Source organism: Micromonospora sp. NPDC049151 (assembly GCF_040648395.1).
In the GTDB taxonomy this organism is placed as follows: domain Bacteria; phylum Actinomycetota; class Actinomycetes; order Mycobacteriales; family Micromonosporaceae; genus Micromonospora.
In genome coordinates this window covers 143,920-162,171 of record NZ_JBEZDP010000013.1, presented here as the reverse complement: position 1 = coordinate 162,171, position 18,252 = coordinate 143,920, and the positions used below count along the sequence as shown (strand labels likewise).

The 18,252-nt window shown below is 71.8% G+C and carries 17 protein-coding genes; 8 read left to right on the top strand and 9 right to left on the bottom strand.

What is annotated here, in order from left to right:
- Positions 1-3: 3 nt before the first annotated feature.
- The 9 genes from AB0B20_RS17480 to AB0B20_RS17440 all read right to left on the bottom strand — a co-directional run bounded on the left by AB0B20_RS17480 (position 4) and on the right by AB0B20_RS17440 (position 9,924).
- The gene (locus AB0B20_RS17480) at positions 4-1,659 is read right to left on the bottom strand and encodes an ABC transporter substrate-binding protein (protein WP_357385840.1); all 1,656 of its coding nucleotides are present in this window, start codon (positions 1,657-1,659) and stop codon (positions 4-6) included.
- Between the two features lie 331 nt (positions 1,660-1,990).
- A complete protein-coding gene (locus tag AB0B20_RS17475) occupies positions 1,991-2,854 on the bottom strand; it encodes an IclR family transcriptional regulator (protein ID WP_357385838.1) in 864 nt (287 codons plus the stop codon).
- A gap of 59 nt (positions 2,855-2,913) precedes the next feature.
- Complete coding sequence (locus AB0B20_RS17470; RefSeq protein ID WP_357471732.1) at positions 2,914-4,281, bottom strand: MmgE/PrpD family protein; 1,368 nt, start codon at positions 4,279-4,281, stop codon at positions 2,914-2,916.
- Position 4,282: 1 nt separating this feature from the next.
- The gene (locus AB0B20_RS17465) at positions 4,283-5,119 is read right to left on the bottom strand and encodes an ABC transporter permease (RefSeq protein ID WP_357385834.1); all 837 of its coding nucleotides are present in this window, start codon (positions 5,117-5,119) and stop codon (positions 4,283-4,285) included.
- Complete coding sequence (locus AB0B20_RS17460) at positions 5,116-5,937, bottom strand: ABC transporter ATP-binding protein (protein WP_357385832.1); 822 nt, start codon at positions 5,935-5,937, stop codon at positions 5,116-5,118. Before AB0B20_RS17460 ends, AB0B20_RS17465 begins: the two co-directional genes overlap by 4 nt.
- Positions 5,938-5,959: 22 nt before the next feature.
- Complete coding sequence (locus AB0B20_RS17455; protein WP_357471729.1) at positions 5,960-7,048, bottom strand: alpha-hydroxy acid oxidase; 1,089 nt, start codon at positions 7,046-7,048, stop codon at positions 5,960-5,962.
- Positions 7,049-7,101: 53 nt separating this feature from the next.
- The gene (locus AB0B20_RS17450; protein WP_357471726.1) at positions 7,102-8,214 is read right to left on the bottom strand and encodes an ABC transporter substrate-binding protein; all 1,113 of its coding nucleotides are present in this window, start codon (positions 8,212-8,214) and stop codon (positions 7,102-7,104) included.
- Between the two features lie 44 nt (positions 8,215-8,258).
- Positions 8,259-9,002, bottom strand: coding sequence for an aspartate/glutamate racemase family protein (locus tag AB0B20_RS17445; RefSeq protein WP_354874058.1), 744 nt, complete (start codon positions 9,000-9,002; stop codon positions 8,259-8,261).
- 166 nt (positions 9,003-9,168) lie between these two features.
- Positions 9,169-9,924, bottom strand: a complete 756-nt coding sequence (locus AB0B20_RS17440) for a hypothetical protein (RefSeq protein WP_357471723.1) — start codon at positions 9,922-9,924, stop codon at positions 9,169-9,171.
- Between the two features lie 183 nt (positions 9,925-10,107).
- Here AB0B20_RS17440 and AB0B20_RS17435 point away from each other — a divergent pair, with 183 nt between their 5' ends.
- The 8 genes from AB0B20_RS17435 to AB0B20_RS17400 are packed head-to-tail and all read left to right on the top strand — an operon-like array spanning position 10,108 to position 18,128.
- On the top strand, positions 10,108-10,917 hold the full coding sequence (locus AB0B20_RS17435) for a hypothetical protein (RefSeq protein WP_357385823.1): 810 nt from the start codon (positions 10,108-10,110) through the stop codon (positions 10,915-10,917).
- Positions 10,914-11,576 (top strand): carboxymuconolactone decarboxylase family protein, encoded by a 663-nt coding sequence (locus AB0B20_RS17430; protein WP_357385821.1) that lies wholly within the window; start codon positions 10,914-10,916, stop codon positions 11,574-11,576. Before AB0B20_RS17435 ends, AB0B20_RS17430 begins: the two co-directional genes overlap by 4 nt.
- Positions 11,573-12,238 carry an SDR family NAD(P)-dependent oxidoreductase gene (locus AB0B20_RS17425; protein ID WP_357385819.1) on the top strand — a complete coding sequence of 222 codons (666 nt, stop codon included), beginning with the start codon at positions 11,573-11,575 and terminating at the stop codon, positions 12,236-12,238. The genes AB0B20_RS17430 and AB0B20_RS17425 overlap by 4 nt, the downstream gene beginning before the upstream one ends.
- Before the next feature lie 31 nt (positions 12,239-12,269).
- Positions 12,270-13,493 carry a CoA transferase gene (locus tag AB0B20_RS17420; RefSeq protein WP_357471720.1) on the top strand — a complete coding sequence of 408 codons (1,224 nt, stop codon included), beginning with the start codon at positions 12,270-12,272 and terminating at the stop codon, positions 13,491-13,493.
- A 49-nt stretch (positions 13,494-13,542) separates the two neighbouring features.
- Positions 13,543-14,391, top strand: a complete 849-nt coding sequence (locus tag AB0B20_RS17415) for a cyclase family protein (protein WP_357385815.1) — start codon at positions 13,543-13,545, stop codon at positions 14,389-14,391.
- On the top strand, positions 14,384-15,826 hold the full coding sequence (locus AB0B20_RS17410) for an MmgE/PrpD family protein (RefSeq protein WP_357471716.1): 1,443 nt from the start codon (positions 14,384-14,386) through the stop codon (positions 15,824-15,826). Before AB0B20_RS17415 ends, AB0B20_RS17410 begins: the two co-directional genes overlap by 8 nt.
- Positions 15,823-17,280 (top strand): dihydroorotase family protein, encoded by a 1,458-nt coding sequence (locus AB0B20_RS17405; RefSeq protein WP_357471713.1) that lies wholly within the window; start codon positions 15,823-15,825, stop codon positions 17,278-17,280. Before AB0B20_RS17410 ends, AB0B20_RS17405 begins: the two co-directional genes overlap by 4 nt.
- A complete protein-coding gene (locus AB0B20_RS17400; RefSeq protein ID WP_357471710.1) occupies positions 17,277-18,128 on the top strand; it encodes a CoA ester lyase in 852 nt (283 codons plus the stop codon). The genes AB0B20_RS17405 and AB0B20_RS17400 overlap by 4 nt, the downstream gene beginning before the upstream one ends.
- Positions 18,129-18,252: the final 124 nt, after the last annotated feature.

Below are 18,252 nucleotides of genomic sequence, written 5' to 3'. Positions count from 1 at the left end.
TTCCTAGGCCGATGCGCTCAGGTAGCGCAGGCGGGCGAGGCCGTCCATCGGCTGCACCCAGCCGGCGACGGATTCCCGGACGGGCAGGTTGAAGTTGGGCTGGCAGATGACCACCCACGGCACGTCGGCGGCGAGGATCTCCTGGACCCGCTTCCACAGCGCGTTGCGGGCGCCCGTGTCGACGGTGGTGTGCGACTTCTCGTAGATCTGCTCGATCTCCGGGTTGCTGTAGTTCGAGTAGTTGAGGTTGGCGCCCTTGACGAAGCTCGTCGCCAGCATGTACTCGACGTCGTCGACCCAGAGCTGCCCGGAGGTGATCTGGAGCGGGATGTTCTTCTTGGTCCGCCGCTCACCGAGGGTCGCCGGGTCCAGCGGGGTCAGCTTGAGCCGGATGCCGGCCTTGGCCGCCTCGCTCTGCACCTGGACGGCGATCTTCTGCTGCTCCTCGTTGTCGGCCTCGAAGACCAGCTCGGAGTCGAGCGACGCCCGGCCGGAGGCGGCCATCGCGGCCTTCGCCTTGTCCAGGTCGTGCGTGAACGGGTAGCCGCTCTCGTCGTATCCGGGCATGTCCAGCGGGACCGGGCTCTTGGCCGGGCGGGCGTCGCCGCCGTACACGTTGTTGATGATCTGCTCGTAGGGCACCGCGTAGGCGAGCGCCTTGCGCACGTTCACGTCGTTGAACGGCGCGGCGGTGACCGACATCTGGATGGCGACCTGGCGGTTGCTGGCCGCCGAGATGACCTTGATGCCCGGGGCCTTCTTCAGGTCCTGGATGTCGCGCTGGCTGATGCCCAGGGCGATGTCGATGTCACCGGCCTGGAGCTGGAGCCGCTGGTTGGAGGCGGCCGGCACCACCGAGATCCGGATGGTCGGCGTCTTGGCCGGGTCCGGACCCGGGTATCCGGTGTTCGCGCTGAGTTCGATCTCCTGGCCCTGGGTGGCCTTGGCGACGTTGAAGTAGCCGCCGGTCGGCGGGTTCTTCGCGAACCACTCCTTGGCCCAGGGGTCGCTGCCGCTGGCGTGCTTCTTGGCCTCGACGGAGTCGAAGACGTACAGCGAGATCGCCTGGATCTGCCGGGTCAGGGCGCTCGGGAACGCCTGGTGGAACTCGACCGTGTAGTCGTCGACGACCTTGACCTGGTCCGCGCTGGTCAGGCCGATGGTGCGGTAGACGCCGGCCACGTTGGCCTGGGCGGCGAACGCGCGGTCCTTCGACCACTTCACGTCGGCGGCCTTCATCTCGTTGCCGCTGGCGAACTTCACGCCCCGGCGCAGCTTGAGGGTCCACACCTTCTGCTCGGCGTCCGGCTCGAACGACTCGGCGAACGTCGGGGTGATGTTCTGGGTGTCGAGGATCTGGCTGCCGCCGGCGTTCGTGACCCCGTAGTCGACCAGGTACGGGAAGACGTTCTTGTAGAGCATCAGCGCGGTCAGGTCGAAACCGACGAAGTCCTGGTCCCAGCTCGACAGGTAGCTGGAGACGGCGATGCGCAGCGTCTTGGCGGAGGCGCCGCCGGACTTGCCGTCGCCTGACTTGCTGCCGCTGTCCGCGGCGCAGGCACCGGTGGCGAACAGGAGCGCGACGCTGCCACCCAACTGCAGGACGCCGCGGCGGGAGAGCGCGGGCGAGGAGGCGCCCGGACGGTGTGAACGAGCCATGAGAAGCCCTCCTAGAAGCACGAGGCGAATGGCCCGAGCTGCGGACCTACCTGGTGTTCTACCGGATTAGGCAGCAGTGAACAATAGGGTGAACAGATGTTCACGATGGCGCTCGCAGGATGAACCATGAAGGCTCCCGAACTGCGGGATGGCCAGGATGGCAGCGTTCACATGGTTTCACTGAAACGTTATGAACACGGACCGCGCGGAGGGCTGAAACGCCGATGACCCCGGGAGGGACACCCGGGGTCATCGTTCGCGCGGCGGTCCGCGCGGTCAGGGGCGGGCCGGACTCCGCGAACCCGCCGCGCGGGTCGGAGCCGGCCGTCGGTCAGAGTGGTCCGCGGTAGCCGATGTCGCGGGACACGGCGCGGGCCGCCTCGACCACCGCGGCGCCGTGCCGCAGCGTCTGCTCGGCGAGCCGCTCCCGCGGGCCGCACAGCGAGACCGCGCCCACCACGTCGCCCGAGGCGTTGCGGATGGCCGCCGCGACGCTCGCCGAGCCGGCCTGCCGCTCGCCGAAGCTCACCGCGTATCCCCGCTCCCGGATGCCGGCGATGTCGTCACGCAACGCGTCGGCCGAGGTGAGCGTCCGCGGGGTGAGGCTGGCGTGCCGGTGCTGGGTGAGGAACTCCTCGATCGTCTCGTCGGGCAGCGCGGCGAGGATCGCCTTGGAGGACGACCCGGCGTGCAGCGGGTACATCCGGCCCAGGGCCACCGACATCCGCACCTCGTGCGGGGAGAGCACCTGGTCCACGTACACCCGCTGCCAGCCCTGCCGGATGGAGAGCGTTGCCGTCTCTCCGCTGAGCTCGACGAGCCGTTCGAGATAGGGACGGGCGGTCTTCGGCACGTCCAGGGTCCGCAGCGCGGCCAGGCCGACGGTCAGCGCGCCCGGGCCGAGCTGGTACTGCTTTGTCCCCTCGTCGAACGCGAGGAACGCGTCCGTCACCAGCTCCTTGAGGATCCGGTGCGCGACCGCCTTGGGAATCCGGAGGTCACGTGCGATCGCCGACACGCCCAGCGCCTCGGGCGCCCGGGAGGCCAGCAGATTGATGATCGCGAAGGTCCGGGCCAGCCCGGAGCGGGCCCGGCCGTCCTCCCCCTCCGGCTCCGCGCCCGGCTCCGGTCGCCGGCCGGGCCGGGACTGAACGATGATCTCCGCGCCAGCCGGACCGGTATCCACTGGGGCCATGTCGAAGGCTCCTTACAGAACAGTTGGCGTCTATGTTGCCGGAGAATGCCGCGGACACGTTAATCGCCGAGCCGGACCGCCCGCATCAGCGCCTCGACATCCGTCGCGGGCAGCGCGGCCGCCCGCTCGACCAGCCGTTCCACAGAGGCCTCCGGCCAGCAGCCGGCCAGCAGCCGCCGTACCTTGTCCGCGACCCGGTCGAACCCGAGCGGATTGCCCGCGTGCCCGCTCGCGGCGAGCACCTCGGCGGTCGCCTGCCGCCCGTCCCGGGCCACCAACTGGATCCGGGCGCCGAGGTGCCGGGGCGGCATCCGGTCGAGCCGGTCGTCGACGACCAGCCGGGTCACCGACTGCAGGCGCGCGAGTTCCGGGTCCGCGATCCGGCCCGGGTCCAGATGGGACAGGTCGAACCCGCCGTCGCGGACTCCGCAGGCGACCACGTACGGGGTGCTCATGCTCGCGGCCAGCGCCGTCGACGGATGGGCCCGGCCGAGCACGTCGACCATCTCCCGGAAACCCCAGCCGTTGATCTCCACGATCTCGGCGGCGTCGCAGCCGAGTTCGGCGCGGGCCGCCACCGCCGCCTCCAGCGCGGCGTGCGTCGCGCCGGACGAGGGGTAGAGCTTCTGGCCCGCCCGCATCAGCATCGGCTCGCCGCCCAGCCCCTCGGTGAGGCTGTCGAGGTCGACCTGATCGGAGGCGGCGGCCAGGTAGCCCCGGTCGGCGGCCAGCGGCTCGTCGGTGGCGCACAGTCCGGCGCGCGCGGCGAGACCGGCGAGCAGGCCCTCCCGGGACGCCTGGCCGGACAGGGCGTACCAGGCGTCGGAGAAGTACGACGCGCCGACCACGCCCGCCGCCGCGTTGACGGCCAGGCCGATCGCCGCCTGGTAGACCTCGGCCCGCTGCTCGCCGCCCACCTTCAGGCTCGCCACGGCGGCGGCCGCCGTGTTGCACCCGCCCCGCGGATGCCAGCCCCGGTCGAACGCCGAGCGGCCGAGAGCGGTGCCGATCCGCATGGTGACCTCGTATCCGACCACCGCCGCCTCGATCAGCGCCGGGCCGGAGGCCCGCACCTCCTCGCCGCGCGCCAGCAGCGCCGGGAACGTGCCCACGCCCGGGTGCCCGAGCGAGCCGTGCCAGACGTCGTCGAGGTTGGGGCCGGACGAGCCCGCGACGCCGTTGAGGAACGCCGCCCGGTCCGGCGCCACGCGCAGGGCGGTGCCGACGACGGTGCTCAGGCCCGGCTCCCCGCCACCCATGCGCAGTTCGGTGGAGACCCAGCGCCGGTGGTGGTCGCGGGTGCTGCCGAGCACCGCCACGCCGAGGTGGTCGAGCAGCAGCCCGCGTACCCGCCCGACCACGTCGGCGGAGAGATCGTCGTACCGCAGGTCGGCGGCCCAGCGCGCGAGCGCGGCGGTCGGGTTCATCTCAGCCCTGCTTCCAGCGGGTCGCCCAGCGTTCCAGCACGATGATCAGTTGGGAGAGGATGACCGACACGCACGCCACGAGCGCGACGCCGGCCAGCACGCCGGTGGTGTTGAAGAACGCGGCGGCGTTGGCGATGACGTAACCCACGCCCTGGTTGGACGAGATCAGCTCACCGACGACAGCGCCGATCACGGCCTGCGGAACGGCGATGCGCAGGCCGGTCATCACCCACACCGCGGCCGACGGCATGACGACCCGGCGGTAGATGGTCAGCCGGTTCGCCCCCATGATCCGCAGTGAGTTGATGAACAGCGGGTCGACGTCGCGCGCGCCGGTGAACGTGTTGTAGAAGACCAGGAAGAACGAGATCAGTCCGACCAGGACGATCTTCGAGCCGAACCCGATGCCGAACCAGAGCACGAACAGCGGGGCCAGGGCGAGCTTCGGCATGCTGTAGACGACTGTGACGAACGGGTTGAGCACCGCCGCGGTCGTCGGCAGCCGGCCCAGGGTGAAGCCGACGAGCACGCCGGCCACGCTGCCGATCGCCAGACCGGCGCCGAACTCCTGCAACGTGATCAGCAGGTGCGGCCAGATCGACCCGGTACGGAACCACTCCAGAAGCTGCTGCCCGATCGCGCCGGGCGAGCTGGTGAAGAACGGGTCGATCAGCCGGCCGGACATCCACTGCCAGGAGCCGAGCCAGACGATCACCACGGCGATCTGGCCGAGCGCGATCTTGATCTTCGGATTGAGCTTGCGGGGCGGCTTGGCGGCGGCCGGCCCGGCGGCCGGCGCGGTGACCGCGCCACGGCTGACCGTCTCGGTGTCACTCATGGGTTCGCCATCTCCTTCTCGCCGGCGTGGATCTCCCGCCCGAGGTTGTGCCAGACCCGGCGGCGTACCTCCTGGTACTCCGCGGTGAACTGAAGCTGCTCCAGGTCCCGTGGGCGGGGCAGGTCGACCTCGATCACGTCGACGATGCGGGCCGGGCGGGCGCTCATCACCACGACCCGGTCGGCCAGCGTGATCGCCTCGTCCATGTCGTGGGTCACGAACAGCACCGCCGCACCGAGCTTCTCCATCAGCGAGAGCAGCTCGGCCTGCATGCGCAGGCGCAGGATCGCGTCGAGCGCGCCGAACGGCTCGTCGAGCAGGAGCGTCTCCGGCTCGTACACCAGCGCCTGCGCCAGGCCCACCCGCTTGCGCATGCCGCCGGACAGACCCGCCGGGTACGTGTTCTCGAACCCCTTGAGGCCCACCATCTCGATGTAGGTGGCGACCTTCTCCCGGCGCTGCCGTGCCGGCACCCGGCGGATCTGCAGCGGCAGCTCGATGTTCTCGGCGACCGTACGCCAGGGCAGGATCGAGTCCCGCTGGGTCATGTAGCCGATGCTGGTGTTCGGGCCGTCGATCGGCGTCCCGCGGTAGGTCAGCGACCCACTGGTCGGCGTGATCAGCCCGGAGACCATGTTGAGCAGCGTCGACTTGCCGCAGCCGGAGGGCCCCAGCAGCGCGACGAACTCGCCCTCCCAGAGGTTGAAGTCCACGCGGGAAAGGGCGTTCACCGGGCCACGACGCCCGTGGTAGGTCATGGACACGCCCTCAGCCGACACGACGGCGTTGCGGGCGGTCCCCGTTTTGTCAGTAGACATCCGACTTCTCCCGTATCTGCTGTCAGGCCGGCTGAAGCATGGAACGGTCGACCTCGGCCAGACTCGATCGCCCGAGCAGGGCCAGCGACTTGACCATCTCCGCCGCGACCATCTCCAGGGCCCGCCGTACGCCGTCGCGACCGCCGGCACACAGCCCCATCGCCGCGAGCCGGCCCACCACCACCAGGTCGGCGCCGAGGGCGATCGCCTTCAGCACGTCGGTGCCGCGCCGGATGCCGCCGTCGACGGCGACGCTGATCCGGCCGCCCACCGCGTCCACCACCTCGGGCAGCTGCCGAAGCGTGGCCGGGGTGCAGTCGAGCTGCCGTCCGCCGTGGTTGCTGACGATCACCCCGGCCGCGCCCATGTCGGCGGAGAGCACCGCGTCCTCGCCGGTCATCACGCCCTTGATCACCACCGGCAGCGAGGTCTCGCTGAGCGCCTCGGCCAGGTAGTCGAACGTCCACACCGGCTGGCTCATGGCGCGGAACTCGCCGAACATCTCCTCGGCGTGGCCCGTCTCGCCCTGGTAGTTGCCGCGCATGACGTCCTCGTAGACGAACTGGTTGGCGAGGTTGCGGTCGCGGTAACCGGCGGTCGGGCAGTCGGCGGTGATCACCAGACCGCGGTATCCGGCCGACTCGGCACGGCGGACCAGCCGCCGGAAGTTGACCAGGTTGCCGACCGGGTGGAGCTGGAACATCAGCGCCGACTCGGGTGCCACCTCGCGGATCCTCTCCAGCGGGTGGGTGGAGACGTGCGGCGCCAGGGCCAGCGCGCCGACGTCCTGCGCCGCGCCGGCCACCGCGAGCTGGCCGTCCGGGTGGAACAGCCCGTCCGCGCCGAAGGGCGCGGTGGCCACCGGCATCTTCAGCGGCCAGCCCAGGTACGTCGTCTCCAGCGACGGCGGCTTGCTACCGGTGAGGATCCGCGGCCGGAACGTCCACCGGTCGAACTCGTCGAGGTTGGCGGCGACGCTGCGCTCGGCGCCCGCGCCGCCCTCCAGGAAGTCCCACACGGCCTGCCGTGCCCCGTTGCGGGCCGCGGCCTTGAGATCTCCGAAGTTCTTGATGTGGGTGGAGCTCACCCCTGGTACCGAAGTCGTGGTCACGATCGTCTTCCCAACGTCGAGGAGCCGGCCCGGCCGGCGATGGGCGGGGCAGCTCAGTAGGACGTGCCGACCTTGTCGAACGCCTGCTTGGCGATGGTGGCGTTCCAGGTGTCGTCGAAGCCGATCTTCTTGGCCGCGGCCGCCTCGCTGACGCTGCCGTTGATCTCGAAGGCGGTGACCACGAACTCCTTGGCCTGCTCGTACTGCTCCGGGGTCGGGACGATGCTCTTGCCGTAGATCGGGTAGTTCGACTCGAACGCCGTCTTGAAGACCTCGGGCTTGATGTCGGTGAAGATGCCGCCGAGCAGGTCGCGGAACTCGTCCTTCTCCGCCTGGATGAAGTTGAGCGACCGCTGGATCGCCCGGCAGTACGACGCGATGGCCTCGGGGTTCTTCTCCAGGAAGTCCTTCTTGCAGGAGGCCATGATGTAGGGGAAGCCCACAAGCGGCTGGACCGGGTCCTTGGACATGTCGTAGAGGTACTTCATGCCGAGGTCGGAGATCGCCTGGTCGGAGATCGGCGACGAGATCGCCATGCCGTCGATCTGCTTGTTCTTCACCGCCGCGAGCATCGCCGAGCCGCCGCCCTGGATCGGCACGATCTGCAGGTCCTTGTTCGGGTCGAGCTTGCCCAGGTTGCTGGAGACGTAGCGGATCAGCAGGTCCGGGGTGCCGGCGACGCCGGTGGAGGCCAGCTTCATGCCGCGCATGGCCGCGCCCCGCTGCTCGGGCGTGCTCGAGTCGGACAGTCCGGCCTTCTCGAACGACTCGGCGCTGACCACGATGTTCGTGGCCAGGGTGGTCACCATGCCGCAGAAGCTGATCAGCGGCTGGCCCACCGCCGTGGACTTCATGGTGTCCATCGGCGAGCCGACGACGAACTCGGCGTCACCGGCGAGCACGATGTTCGCCACCACGCCCTGGCCGGCGACCTTGCCGCTCTGCTGCAGCCCCTCCTCGGCGAAGTAGCCCTTCTTCTCGGCGACGAGGAACGGCGCCCAGATGTAGGAGGTCGCTGTCGATCGGATGGTGGTGTACGGGCCGCCGGAGTTGCCGCCGCCGGAGGCGGCCGGGGCGCCGTCGGGACGGGAACAGGCGGCCAGCAGGCCACCGGCGCCGGCCAGGGCGCCGAGCCGGAGCAGGTTGCGACGGGACAGAGAAGACATGGTTACTCCCGGGGGAAACGAGTAAGTGAGAGGAGGTGGCGCGCTCAGTGCCGGCCGAGGGCGCCGAACGCCGCCGGCGAGTCGCCGAGTCCGGCCGCCCGGAAGGCGGCCCAGATACTGGCCTGGTTGGCCGTGACCACGGGGATGGAAAGGTCGCTCTCCAGCTCGGCGACCACGCCGAGGGTGGAGAGGTTCGTGCAACTGATGAACAGCGCCTCGGCGTCCGGGTGGGCAGCGGCACGAGCGAGTCGGTAGACGACCTCCTCGGACTGCTGCGCGATGGCCGAGACCGGTGTGCGGGCGAGCGGGAAGTGCGCGACGCGCTCACGCAGGCCCAGACCGACCAGGTTGACCACGTCGAGCCCGTGTGCGGTGAAGAACTCGCGCAGTCGCTGGTTGATGGTGTCGTCGTAGGGGGTGGCGACGGCGATCCGGGTGACGCCCAGCGCGCGGAGCGCCTGCACGCCGGCCCCCGACGTGGACAGCGCCGGGCAGCCCGCGCGCTCGGCGATCCGCCCGACCAGGTCGGTCTCGTACTCGTGGCCGCCGACGAAGCTGCCGGATGTGCAGCCGAAGACCACGACGTCGGCGTCGAGTTCGGACAACTGCTCCGCGGCGCGCAGGGCGTCGTCGGCCATGGTGACCAGACCGGCCGGGTCGAGCCGGGGGATCACCATCCGGGCCGCGTGTGCGGACGCGCCGCGGGGCAGTACCGAGTAGATCTCCGGCTCCATCGTCATGTTGACGTGCGGGACGATCAAGCCGATTCGGGCTCGCCAGCCGTGCATCGTTCGTCACCTCCTGGCGGCCCGGTGCCGGGGCGTAGGTTTAGTGGGAAAGCGGATTCGTTCGCCTGAGTGGAACGCCGGTCCGCTGTGTATGCCGGGACGCTAATGGCTGGTCCCGAGCCCCGTCAAGGGTGGAAAAGCAGCCGAAACAAAACGCCCGGCCCGCTCAGCTCCAGCGGCCGACCAGGTCGTTGACCAGGCACGACGACGAGGCCGCCGGCTGACCGAGGCGACGCAGGGCGCGATACGCCGCCGCCACCGACGAGGAGAGCACCGGTACGCCCAGCTCGCCGCCGACCGCCGCGATGGCCTCGACGGTGGGCATGCCGGTGCCGCTGAGCAGCACCACCGTCTCGGGGTCGGGCCGCAGCTCACGCAGCAGGGCGGTGACCTCGGCGGGAGTGATCGCGTAGATCCCGTTCGGCGCCGGCGCCTTCTTCACGCCGGCCACGGTGAGCCCGGCGGAGGTCCAGTACGCGACCGCCAGGTCGGTAAGCCAGTCGGGGTACGGCGAGACGACCAGCACCCGCGTGCGGCCGAGTTCGGCAAGCGTCTCCAGGATCGCCCGGGCCGCGGTCAGCCCCTGTCCGGCGCCCGCCGCGTCGATCGCCTCGTGCAGCCGCGCGTCGCCATCCGTTCCCACCAGGTAGGACGAGCCGGTACAGGCGAAGTAGGAGACGTCGGGCCGGGCCGGGAGCAGCGTGCTCGTGGTCGAGGTGAGCGCGTCGTTGTAGCCGAGCAGCCGCTCCTTCAACGTGCCCGGGACCTGCGGCAGCGGCGCGATCCGGACATCCACCGCAGCGGGCAGCAGAGCGCGCAGCTCGGTCGCCACCGTGGGGTTCTCCGGCGGCACCAGCGCCGCGACCCCGCCACCGCCGTTACCGCCCGCCGACACGTCGATCCGATTCGGCTCGTCGCCCATGACAGCCACCGCCTTCCAGTTCGCTGATCGTTTTCGAGACTTGGCCCGAACCGTTGACAGGCCGGGCAGTGGCACGACAGTATCCACCTTGTTCCGCCTGGGAAACCACCGTTCGTTTGACAGGAACAATCCTTATCTCGGATGGGCACCCAGGAACCCCGAGGCAAAGGTGTGCAGACTGACATGTGGAATCGCCCTGACGTCGACTTCATCTCGACCCAAGACCTGCCCTGGGCCCCGGTCCCGGGCGGTCAGTTCGGCTCGGGCCACGGCGGCGGCCTGCGCAAGACCTTCTCGGTCGACGAGGAGGACGGCGCCCGCACCGAGCTGCTCGCCTTCACCAACCGGCAGCAGGGCGTGCTGAGCGCCCAGGCCGACATCTTCGTGATCGCCGGCCGGGGCACCGTCAACGACGAGCCGTACGCCCCGGGCACCTACCTGCACGCCCAGGCGATGACCGAGCTCGACTGGGTGCCCGGCGTCGGTGAGACGGTGCTGTACTTCGGCCCGCACAGCACGCCGGAATTCGCCGCCGGACCGGGGTCGGGGACGCTCACCGTGATGCACGAGACCCGCGACGAGTGGGTGTCGATGGGCTGGCGCGGCGACGAGCCGCAGCCGGCCGACGTGCGGATCCGGTGGCTGCGCCGCGACGAGGCCGGCATCGTCTTCCTGGTCGGGATGCTGCCCGGATACACGGCGATCAACGAGGAGAAGCACCCGGTCTACGAGGAGTCCTTCAAGATCGCCGGGGACCTGATGCTGGGACGCCGTGGCGTGGTCAAGCCCGGTGGCTACTTCTTCCGCAGCCCGCAGACCTGGCACGGCCCGCTCTACAGCCGCACCGGCAACCTCTCCCTGATCCGCAAGAACGACTTCGGCAGCACCGACTACCGCGACCCGCTGCCGGGCCACGACCTGGGCAGTCTCATCCCCGCCTTCTACGACCGCGACGCCTCGTTGACCCCGAGCCTCGGGCCGTCGCAGCGATGAGCGAGCCCGATCAGCTCGCCGCGATCCGGGCCGAGCGCGGCTACCTGCTGTCGTACCACGAGGTGTACGCCCGCACGGAGCCCGGCTTCCTGGAGGCGTACACCCGGCTCTACCGCCGGTTCACCCTCGACGAGCGGCACCTGTCGGCCCGCGAGCGGGAGCTGATCTGGGTCGGTCTGCTCGTCGCCGACGAGGAGGCGGTGGGCACGCTGCACGTCGAGCGCGGCTACGCCGCGGGGCTCACCACCGACGAGATGGCGCAGGCGACGGCGGTGGCCGGGGCCGCGGCCGCGTGGCGGCCGATCTTCTTCGCCGCGCGGGCCTGGGCGGCCACGCTGCCGATGGACGGCTTCGCCCGGTACCACGCCCTGCTCGCCGCCGCCGCGCCGGACCTGTCCGGCCGTGAGGCCGACCTGATCGCCGTGGTGGTGCACGCGGTGCACCAGCAGGAGGAGGCGTTCCTGCACCACCTCGACCGGCTGTACGCCGCCGGGGTGCGGGAGCGGGACATCGCCGAGGCGATCAGCTACCTGCTGCTGCCGCGCGGCGCCAACGCGCTGCTCTGGGCCACCGACCAGTGGCTGGCCGCGGTGGAGTCCGGCCGCGTCACCCCCACCGGTGAGCTGGCCGGCGTCAACACCCGGACCCGCCGGTCATGACCTCGCTGGTGGTCGGCGGACGCGGGGCGATCGGCGCCGCCGTGGTCGACGCCCTGCGCCGCGACGGGGAGACGGTCCACGTGCTGGACCGGGCCGACGGCGTGGACGCCGCCGACCCGCGCCAGGTCAGCCGGTTCCTGGACGCGCTCCCCGAGGCGCCGACCCGGGTGGCGCACCTGGCCGGGTCGGTCGGGCACGGCGGGCTGCTGGACGTATCGCCCGAGCAGTGGCGGCAGGTGCTGGACGACAGCCTGACCAGCGCCTACGTCGTGGTCCGGGCGGTGCTGCCGGCCATGCTCGCGGCCGGTGGCGGCGCGATCGTGCTGATGAGCTCGGTGAACGGCCGGCACGGCGGGAACGCGATGTCCGGGCCGGCCTACGCGGCGGCGAAGGCCGGTGTGCTGGCGCTGACCCGCAACGTCGCCAAGGAGTTCGGCGGCCGGGGCGTACGGGCCAACGCGGTGGCGCCCGGACCGGTCCGGTCGGTGATGACCGAGCGCCTGTCCGCCCGGGAGCTGTCGGACCTGGTCGGGCAGGTGCCGCTGCGCCGGCCCGCCGAGCCGGCGGAGGTCGCCGAGACGATCGCGTTCCTGCTCGGCGAACGCGCGAGCTACGTCAACGGCGCCACTGTCGACGTCAACGGCGGGATGTGGACGGGATGACCGGGACCGTACGAGTAAGGAGGTACCAGCGGTGACTGAACGGGAGAACCGGGCGGACGGGCACGGCCCGCTGCACGGCATCCGGGTGCTTGACGTCTCGACCATTCTGGCCGGGCCGCTCTGCTGCCAACTGCTCGGCGACTACGGCGCCGACGTCGTCAAGATCGAGCACCCCGTCGCCGGGGACAGCATGCGCGGCCACGGCGAGGCCAAGGACGGCGTGCCGCTGTGGTGGAAGGAGATCTCGCGCAACAAGCGGACCGTCGGGCTCAGCCTCTCCGACCCCGACGGCGCCGACCTCTTCCTCCGGCTCGCCGCCACCGCCGACGTCGTGGTGGAGAACTTCCGCCCCGGCACGCTGGAGCGGTGGGGCGTCGGCCCGGACCGGTTGCACGAGGTCAACCCCGGGCTGGTGATCGTCCGGATCACCGGCTTCGGTCAGACCGGCCCCTACGCCGCCCGCCCCGGCTTCGGCACGCTGGCCGAGGCGATGAGCGGCTTCGCCCACCTGACCGGCGAGGCGGACGGCCCGCCGACGCTGCCCGCGTTCGGCCTGGCCGACAGCATCTGCGGCATCGCCGCGTCGTCGGCCGCGGTGATGGCCCTCTACGCCCGCGACGCCCGGGGCGGCCGGGGCCAGGTCGTCGACATGAGCCTGCTGGAACCCATCATGGCCGCCGTCGGCCCCGGGCCGATCGCGTACGACCAGCTCGGCGTCGTCGGGCAGCGGCACGGCAACCGGTCCACGAACAACGCCCCGCGCAACACCTACCGCACCCGGGACGGGAGCTGGGTCGCCGTGTCCACCAGCGCACAGGCGATCGCCGAGCGGGTCCTACGCCTGGTCGGTCACCCCGAGGTCATCGACGAGCCGTGGTTCCGCTCCGGCCGGGAGCGGGCCGCGCACGCCGACCTCCTCGACGCGTACGTGGGCGGATGGATCGCCGAGCGTACCCGCGACGAGGTGCTGCGGGAGTTCAGCGCGGCGGGCGCGGCCGTCGCCCCCGTCTACGACGCGCGGGACCTGGTGGAGGACGAGCACGTCCGTGCCACCGAGATGATCACCACGGTGCAGGACGACGACCTCGGACCGATGCGCATGCACAACGTGATGTGGCGGATGTCGGACACGCCCGGAGCGATCCGGTTCACCGGACGGGCCCTGGGCGCCGACACCGACGAGCTGCTCGGCACCGAGCTGGGCTGCACGCCCGAGTTCCTGGCCGAGCTGCGCGCGCGCAAGGTCGTCGCCTGACCGCCCCCGTGGTCGGTCGACCGATTCCGAAAAGAGTGAGGAACAACCCGTGACACCCCCAACCCAGGCCACAGTCGCCGATCCGCTGCTCGCGGCCGTCCGTGGCGGAGTGACCGTCTACGACCTCGGCCGCCGGCTCTCCGTCGGCATGCCGCAGTCCCCCAACCACCCCGCCTACTGGCACTCCCTGCCCCGCCGGCACGGGGACATGGTCCGGTCCGACGGCGGCTCCGCGGCGAACGACATGATCACCATGGGTACGCACGTCGGCACGCACATCGACGCGCTCGCCCACGTCTCGCACCGCGGCCTGCTCCACGGCGGGGCGGACGCGGTCGAGGCGGGCCGGGGCGGCCGGTACGTGGAACTCGGCGCGCACACGATCGCCCCGATGGTGCGCCGTGGCGTGCTGCTGGACGTGCCCCGCGCGATCGGCGCCGGTGACGGCTGCCCGGCCGGCTACGAGATCACGCCGGACGACCTCGCGGCCACGGAGGCGGCCCAGGGCACGCCCGTCGGCGCGGGCGACGTCGTCCTGGTGCGCAGCGGCTGGGGCCGGTTCTTCGAGCACGAGGACCGCACCGTCTACATGGGCCTGGAGTCCGGGGTGCCGGGCGTCGGCGAGGCCGGGGCGGTGTGGCTCGCCGACCGCGCGGTGCACGCCGTCGGGGCCGACACCATCGCCTTCGAGCGGCTGCGCCCGGGTGCGGCGCACAGCGTACTGCCGGCGCACCGGGTGCTCCTGGTGGAACGCGGCATCTACATCATCGAGGCGATGGCGCTGGAGGAGCTGGCCGCCGCCGGAGTGCACGAGTTCACCCTCGTCCTGGCACCGCTGCCGCTGTTCGGCGCGACCGGTTCGCCGGTGCGTCCGCTGGCGGTGGTCGGGCATGGCTGAGCTCACGCTGGCCGAGCGGCTCGCCGCGTTCGCCGCGGCCACCACGCACACCGGCCTGCCCGACGACGTACGGCACAGCGTCCGCCAGCGCGTGCTCGACGTGCTGGGCCTCTGCGTCGCCGCGTACCGGCTGCCGACGAGCACCGCGGCGGCCGGGTTCGTGGCCGACCAGGGCGGCCGGCCCGAGGCGCACGCCGTCGGCCTGCCCGAGGCGGTGCCGGCCGCGCAGGCCGCCTTCGCCAACGGGGTGCTCGCCCACTCGCTCGACTACGACGACACGCACCTGCCCTCGGTGCTGCACCCCAGCGCCGGCGTGGTGCCGGCCGCGCTGGCCGCCGCCCAGGCGGCGGGGGCCAGCGGCGGTCAGTTGACGGCCGCCGTCGCGGTCGGCCTGGAGGTCGCCGTCCGTCTCGGCATGGCCGGGTACGACCGCAAGCTGGGCAACTCGGTCTTCTTCGAGCACGGGCAGCACGCCACGTCGATCTGCGGGGCGATGGGCGGAGCCGCTTCGGCGGCGCTGCTGTTCGGCCTGGGCTCCGAGGGGGTCGCCAACGCCCTCGGCGTCACCGCCTCCTTCTCCGCCGGCATCATCGAGGCCAACCGCACCGGCGGCACCGTGAAGCGACTGCACTGCGGATGGGCGGCGCACTCGGCGGTCACCGCCGCGCAACTCGTCAAGCGCGGCTTCACCGGCCCGCCGACCGTCCTGGAGGGCAGGTTCGGCTTCTTCCGCGCCTTCCTGCGCGACGAGGTCGACCTGGACCAGGTCACCGACCGGCTGGGCGAGGAGTGGTCGGTGCCGGGGATCTTCTTCAAGCCGTACCCGGCCAACCACTTCACCCACGCCGCGATCGACGCCGGGCTGCGGCTGCGCGAGCGCGGCCTGCCGCTGGACCGGATCAGCCGCATCGAACTGCGGGTGCCCGCCGCGGTGATCCGCACGATCGGCCAGCCGATCGAGGTCAAGCGGGCGCCGGAGACCGGCTACCAGGCGCAGTTCTCCGGGCCGTACGCGGTCGTGGCGGGCCTGCTCGGCGGCTCCGGGCTCGGCGTCGGGCTGACCGACTACACCGACGAGCTGGCCCGCGATCCCCGCCGCCGCGCGCTGATGGCGACCGTCGACGTGCTCCCCGACGACCGCTGCGACTCGATCTTCCCCAACCAGTTCCCGGCGATCGTGACGGTCCGCACGGACGACGGCCGGGAGTGGACCGAGGAGGTGCTGGCCAACCGTGGCGGCCCGCAGCGCCCGCTCAGCGACGAGGAACTCGCGGTGAAGTTCCGGGAGAACGTCGCCGGCCGGCTCACCGACGAGGCCGCGCGCCGGGTCGAGGACCTGGTGCTGCGCCTCGACACCCTCGACTCGATCGACGAGATCCCCCGGACCCTGGCTCGCCTGGAGGCCGGCTCACCCACCTCAAGGAGTAACCCATGACGTCCTTTGACACCCTCGTGACGAACGTCCGCGTGGTACGGCACGAGTGGACGCAGCCGCGGCAGGTGGACATCGCCATCCGCGACGGCCGCGTCGTGCGGGTCGCCGCCGGTATCGACCCGGCGCTGGCCCGGACCGTCGTCGACGGCGGCGGCAGGCTCGCCTTCCCGGGTGTGGTCGACGCGCACCAGCACTGGGGGATCTACAACCCGCTGGACCAGGACGCCGCCTCGGAGAGCCGGGCCTGCGCCCAGGGCGGGGTGACCTCAGCCATCACCTACATGCGCACCGGGCAGTACTACCTGAACCGGGGTGGCGCGTACGCCGACTTCTTCCCCGAGGTGCTCGCCGCCACCGCCGAGCGGTCGCACGTGGACTACGCGTTCCACCTCGCGCCGATGTCGAAGCAGCACATCGGCGAGATCCCCGACCTGGTCGAGCGGCACGGGGTCACCTCGTTCAAGGTGTTCATGTTCTACGGCAGCCACGGCCTGCACGGCCGGTCGTCCGACCAGAGCAGTTTCCTGATGATCCCGGAGAACGAGCGGTACGACTACGCGCACTTCGAGTTCGTGATGCGCGGCGTGCAGGCGGCCCGGGAGCGGTTCCCCGAGCTGGCCGACGAGATCTCGCTGTCGCTGCACTGCGAGACCGCCGAGATCATGAACGCGTACACCCGGATGGTGGAGGAGGAGGGGACGCTGTCCGGGCTGGCCGCGTACCACGCCTCCCGGCCGCCGCACTCCGAGGGCCTGGCCGTGAGCATCGCGTCCTACCTGGCCCACGAGACCGGCCTGCCGACGATCAACCTGCTGCACCTGACCTCCCGCAAGGCGGTCGACGCCGCCCTGCGGATGTCGCAGGCGTTCCCGCACATCGACTTCCGCCGCGAGGTCACCGTCGGGCACCTGCTCGCCGACATCGACACCGCGAACCTGGGCGCCAAGGTGAACCCGCCGATCCGGCCGCGCGAGGACGTCGAGGCGCTCTGGGAGTACGTCCTGGACGGCAAGATCGACTGGGTGGTCAGTGACCACGCCTGCTGCCGCGACGAGGTGAAGTTCGGCGAGCCCCGGGACGACGTGTTCGTGGCGAAGTCGGGCTTCGGCGGCGCCGAGTACCTGCTGCCCGGCCTCGTCTCCGAGGGCCGCCGCCGCGGCCTGCCGTACCACCGGATCGCCGAGATGACCGCGTGGAATCCGGCCCGGCGCTTCGGGCTGCGCACCAAGGGCGACATCGCCGAGGGCTTCGACGCCGACTTCTGCCTGGTCGACGACGACCACACCTGGACGGTGCGGGCCGCCGACTCGGAGTCGGTGCAGGAGTACACCCCGTTCGAGGGCTTCGAGCTGAACGCCCGGGTCACCGACACGTTCCTGCGCGGCGAGCGGATCCTGGAGGCGGGCGCCGTGGTCGGCACGCCCCGCGGGCGTTACCTGGCCCGGCCGGCGTGACCCGTACGCCGCGCAGTTACCTGTACGCGCCCGGGAACGAGCCGAGGAAGCTCGCCAAGGCCGCGACGGCCGACGCCGACGCCGTGATCTGCGACCTGGAGGACGCGGTCCCACCGGCCGCCAAGTCGCAGGCCCGGGACAACGTGGCCGCGTTCCTGGCCGACCCGCCGCGGCGCGACGGTGAGTGGTGGGTGCGGATCAACGCCGACGCGGCCACCGCCGACGTGGCGGCGGTGGCCGGCCCGGCGCTGCGCGGCGTCGTGGTGCCCAAGGCCGAGCCGGAGTTGCTCGACGAGGTGGCCGAGGCGCTGGCCCGGGCCGAGTCGGCGTGCGGGCTGCCGCCCGGCACGCTGCGGGTGCTGCCGCTGCTGGAGACCGCGCGCGGCGTGCTCACCCTGGACCGGGTGGCCGCCGCGCCGCGGGTCCTGCGGCTGGGCCTCGGCGAGGCGGACCTCGCCGCCGAGCTGGGCCTGCGGCCGGGGCCGGACCGGGAGGAGCTGTGGCCGCTGCGCACGGCTGTGGTGCTCCACTCGGCCGCGGCCGGCCTGGTGCCGCCGGTGGGTCCGGTCGAGACGGCGGTACGCGACGCCGAGCGCCTGGACCGGAGCACCCGGATGCTGCTGCGGCAGGGCTTCCGGGCCCGCACCGCGATCCATCCCGCGCAGGCGGCGGTGATCAACGACGTGTTCACCCCGTCCGCCGAGGAGGTGGCCGACGCGCGGGACGTGGTGGCGCGTCTCGCCGCCGTCACCGGGCACGGGCACGGCGTCGCCGTCGCGGCGGACGGCCGGATGATCGACGCCGCCGTGGCCCGAGCTGCCCACGACGTCCTGGCCCGCGCGGTCTGAGGCGGGGCCGGCGGGACATCTGTTATCGCTAACAGGCTGGGCCCACGGCCCGGCCGCCGAGACCGCGGCGACCAGCGCCGGGACGGGCCCGCACGGCCCGTCCCGGCGTTAGCTGTTGAATGTG